The organism is Bacillus sp. LR_5 (genome assembly GCF_042709275.1).
Genome location: NZ_JAVAXX010000391.1, coordinates 1 through 4,683, shown reverse-complemented (window position 1 = coordinate 4,683; position 4,683 = coordinate 1). Strand labels below are relative to the sequence as shown.

5 protein-coding genes are annotated in these 4,683 nt (G+C 45.1%); 1 reads left to right on the top strand and 4 read right to left on the bottom strand.

Annotated elements, in window-relative coordinates:
- Positions 1-685, top strand: a 685-nt coding sequence (frlR, locus tag RAC86_RS35525) for a transcriptional regulator FrlR (protein ID WP_377886690.1), incomplete at its 5' end; no start/stop codon positions are given.
- Positions 686-709: 24 nt separating this feature from the next.
- On the opposite strand, the gene frlD is transcribed toward frlR, so the two are convergent.
- The 4 genes from frlD to RAC86_RS35505 form a co-directional block, all read right to left on the bottom strand.
- On the bottom strand, positions 710-1,564 hold the full coding sequence (frlD, locus tag RAC86_RS35520; protein ID WP_046663934.1) for a fructosamine kinase FrlD: 855 nt from the start codon (positions 1,562-1,564) through the stop codon (positions 710-712).
- A gap of 13 nt (positions 1,565-1,577) precedes the next feature.
- On the bottom strand, positions 1,578-2,480 hold the full coding sequence (locus RAC86_RS35515; protein WP_014477909.1) for a carbohydrate ABC transporter permease: 903 nt from the start codon (positions 2,478-2,480) through the stop codon (positions 1,578-1,580).
- A 3-nt stretch (positions 2,481-2,483) separates the two neighbouring features.
- On the bottom strand, positions 2,484-3,362 hold the full coding sequence (locus RAC86_RS35510; protein ID WP_014477910.1) for a carbohydrate ABC transporter permease: 879 nt from the start codon (positions 3,360-3,362) through the stop codon (positions 2,484-2,486).
- A 57-nt stretch (positions 3,363-3,419) separates the two neighbouring features.
- A partial coding sequence (locus RAC86_RS35505) for an ABC transporter substrate-binding protein (protein WP_377886689.1) occupies positions 3,420-4,683 on the bottom strand: 1,264 nt, incomplete at its 5' end.

Here is a 4,683-nt window from a genome sequence, read left to right as displayed (position 1 = left end):
ACAAATCATCACTGATGACATCAAAAAGGGCGTATATTCCCCAACCGCCAAGCTGCCTACCGAAAACGAGCTTTGCACCAAGTATAACGTCAGCCGCATCACCGTCAGGAAAGCCATTCTCGATTTAGTCGAAGAAGGCTATCTGATCAGGCAGCAGGGAAAGGGAACGTTCGTTAAAAGCCCTAAATTAAAACGAGAGCTGATCGCTGTAAACGGCTACTCGGAATTTATGGAATCAACCGGCAAAAAACCGAAGCATCATGTGCTGTCCCATGACATCATTCCAGCGTCAAAACCCATCGCCGAAAAGCTTCAAATCCAACCCGAGAGCCCTGTGGTTGAATTAAAACGGATTTTATATAATGATGATCAGCCTCTCACCTTTGAAGTGACGCATTATCCGCTTGATTTGTTTCCCGGCATTGATACCTTTATTGCTGACGGCGTATCCATGCATGATATTTTGAAACAGCAATACAAAGTTGTACCCACGCACAATACGAAGCTATTAAACGTTGTATATGCCCAACAGGAGGAAAGCAAATACCTGGATTGTGATATCGGGGATGCGCTGTTTGAAATTGATAAAACGGCTTTTACATCAAACGACCAGCCAATCTATTGCTCATTGTTTTTGATGCACACAAACCGTGTCACTTTTACCATCAACAGCCCCTACACATAACAGGCATAAAAAACGAGACACTGCTTATAGTATTCTCGTTTTTTCACTGCTTCCCCCGTCCTCCAAGCGATAAGGATAGCCATAGCCGAAAGCTCCGTACACACCGCATGTTTTCGCAGCCGTTTCGGCGGCCTGGCGCAAAGCGTACGTTATATCCTGCTTCACGCAAAAGGCAGTCAAAAAGCCTGCTATAAAAGAATCTCCCGCTCCAAGTGTATCTATTATATCAGCTTCCACAATCGGCTGATGATAGACTCGATCACCCGCAGACAGGATTGCTCCTTGGCCCCCTCGGGTCATACAAACCATTTTGGCTCCGTATCCATGAGCTGTTTTGGCAAGCTCACCGCATTCCGACTCACTCAAATCGCTTCCTGAAAAAAACGCATACGTCACATAAGGACAGACCCTCCTCAAATAATCATCCTCCCGATTGGTTGAAAAATCAAATGAGACCGGGACAAGCCCGCACAGCTTCGGAAGATCGTTCTCAAGCCTGCTGTACACGCTCGTATGCAACAGATCATGTCCGCTGATAAAGGCTATATCTTTCTCCTGGAACACGAGCCGAAGCCGGGACTGAATGCCGCCTTTATTTGACCTGACAAAAATACGGTCCCCCTGTTCATCAAGGGTGACAATCGCCATCCCGTTTTCCCCGTGCGCCTGGCGGATATAATCTGCATTGACCTGCTCCAGCTTGAGAACGTTCAACAAATGTGCCGCGGCTTCGTCATTGCCGACGATTCCGATATAGGAAGACTCATACCCGAGCCGCTTGGCAAGCACAGCAACGTTTAAGGCATTTCCTCCCGGGTAGAATGTTTCTTGATCCTGGTAATAATCTACAACATTATCTCCAACCGCAATCAATTTCATAGCGCTTCCTCCTTTATCCTTTTACACTGCCGCTTGCAATTCCGCGGACAAAATATTTCTGCATCAATAAAAATAGAATAATAATCGGCGCGGCTGAAATCGTTAACCCTGCCAGCAGGACGCCCCAGTCTGTCTGCAGCGCGTCTCTGAACTGCATCAGCCCGGCTGGAATGGTCCGCAAATTCTCATCATCTATGAAAATAATCGCAAACATAAACTCATTCCATGTATGGTAAGCCGTCAAAATGCCGGATGTCACCAAAATCGGCACGCTCATTGGTAAGAAAATTCTGAAAAATACTCCAAAACTTGTACACCCATCCAAATAGGCCGCCTCCTCCAATTCTTTTGAAATAGAAAGAAAATAAGAGCGGATCAAAATGATGGTGAATGGGATCCGATAAGCCGCATACGGCAGGATTAACGCCCAATACGTATTGTACAGGCCAAGCGACTGAATAATAGAATAAAGCGGCACAAGACTGACCTGCGGCGTCAGCATCAATCCGCCAAGACATAGCACCAAAAAGAATCCTTTTCCTTTAAACTCAAACCGGGAAAGGCCATACGCTGCCCATGCACTGATAAAGACAGTGATCACACACGTCAGCGCCGTAACGATGACACTGTTCATAAAATAAGAAGAAATCCCCTGGTTCCAGGCGGAAACAAAATTTTCCGGATGCCACGAAGACGGCAGCGACCAGCTGTGCTCAAAAATATCGTCAGAGTTTTTAAAGGCGCTCATCACCATCCAGAGAAGCGGATAGGCAATCGCAATCAGATAAAGAAACAGAAAAACCCACACAGACGTTTCTCCGATATACCATTTTCGTCTAGGCTTTCTTTTCACCTCAATGTGCTGGTCAGGCACAGGCTCCAATCTGAACGAATCTGTCTTCTTCTGAGGCAGCATCAGTTACTCCTCCTTTCCGGTTTTAAAGAACTTCATTTGCATGAGCGATAATGCAAGCGTAATGATTAACACGACAGTGGCAATCGCTGAGGCGTAGCCCATCATATCCTTTGTAAAGGCGCTTTTATATAAAAACGTGCTCAAGACTTCTGACGCGTTTCCCGGCCCGCCGCCTGTCAAAATGTACGGCTCATTAAAGACCGTAAAGGCCCCGGTCAGCGTCATGACCACCGCAACAAAAGACATCTCTTTCGTCTGGGGAACAGTAATATGAAAAAACTGCTGAATTTTACCCGCGCCGTCAAGCCGGGCCGCTTCATACAGTTCATCCGGTATTTTTTGAATCGACACAATGTACAGCATCGCAATATAACCGACAGATTGCCACTGGGACACAAAAATGACAGAAAGCATAGCTGTGCTGTCATCCCCGAGCCAGGCCCTCGTCAGCTGATCAAGACCGATGGCCTGAAGCAGCTGATTCAAAAGCCCTGTCTCCGGATTGTAAATAAAATCAAACAAAAGCGCGATCACAGTCATTGAGATGACAACCGGCAAAAAGAAAACGGTACGAAAAAACGGCGACCATTTTCTGACCAGCTTATCCTCAAGCACCGCCGCCAAAATCAAACCGCCAAATACCTGGCATACAATTGAGATCACTGCATAAAGCACATTATTGGTAAGTGCCTGATAGAAGACAGGATCATGAAATAATTCAACATAGTTTTTTAAGCCGATAAACGTTTTTTCCGGAGAAAATGAGCTCCATTGAAACAGGCTGAGGAATACATTCTCAAAAATCGGGATATAAACGAAAAGTAAAAAAACGAGAGCGGGCACCAAAAACAAATAGGGGATTATTTTATTCTGATTGACCAAGGGTATCTCATCTCCTTTATAAAAAGAAAAGGTGCGAAGCTTCACCTTTTCTTTGATTTATTCAGCTGACGCCCTCACCTGCTTTGCTGCCTTTTGAACGGCTTTCATCACCTGCTGCGGTGTCATGTCGCCGCCAAGCATTTGCTGGACACCCGTTAGGTACGCATCTGCGACTTCAACATCGACATCCATATCAAACCATGGAACCATTGATTTGGCATCAACAATATGCTGAACAGCTTCACGCTGAATGGCTGTTGCATTTTCTTCAGTAGCCGTACCTTGCACTGCACTGTATTTCCCGACATCTTTCACGAGCTTTTCGCCCATTTTTTTCGACGTCAAGAACTGCAAAAATTCCATCGCTTCCTTCGGATGTTTTGTTCTTGAGGAAATCATGAATCCTTCCGGCGCTCCCGTTAACGCTTCTGAAGATCCTTTCTGCCCGCTGATTTCAGGAAATGGGAACATCCCAAGATTAACCGGTTCAACCAGCTTGATTTCCGCTGTTTCCGCATATATCATCGCCGACTTTCCGCTCTTAAATTGCTGTCTCACATATTCGTGGTCGACGGAGTTTACATGTTTATTAAAGTAAGGCATCAGCTCTTGAAGCTTTTCAAGTGCTTTTACGTAGCCTTCATCAGTAAATTCACCCGTTTTGGCGTTATAGTCCTTGTCTCGCGTTTTTTCATCGACCATCCGCTGATTAAGCGTGCCGATATAGTGCGAGATTGTCCAAGTCGCCTTTGTTCCGAAGCTGATCGGTGTGTAGCCATGTTCTTTCAGCTTTTTTGACACATCGATTAATTCATCCCACGTCTTCGGGGGATCAAGATTCAGCTTTTGGAAAATGTCTTTATTATAGAAGAATGATTTAGCGTCCATTTGCCACGGCACGCCATATTGCTTGTTTTCATAAGTAAATGGTGTAATTTGCGATTGAACGAGCTGTGATGACCAATCGGTGTCATTTTTGTAGTAGGACGAGAGATCAAGTGCTTTATTGCCTCTGATAAATTTAAAAGCAAACTCATCGCTCCAAGAGAAGTAAATGTCAGGAGGGCTGGTAGTTCCCAGCATGACCTTAATTTTATCTTTATAGGAGTCATTTAAAACGGCTTCAATTTGAATATCGATATCCGGGTGTTCTTTTTCAAATTCCTTAACAACCTCTTCAAAATAACTTTTTTCCGGCTCCTTTGGCCATCTGTGGAAAAATTTCAATGTCACCTTTCCGTCCGCTGAACTGCTTTGGCTCGAACAGCCTGCGATGGTGAGCATACTGACAGCTGCAATGATCAAGAACAACAACATTTTC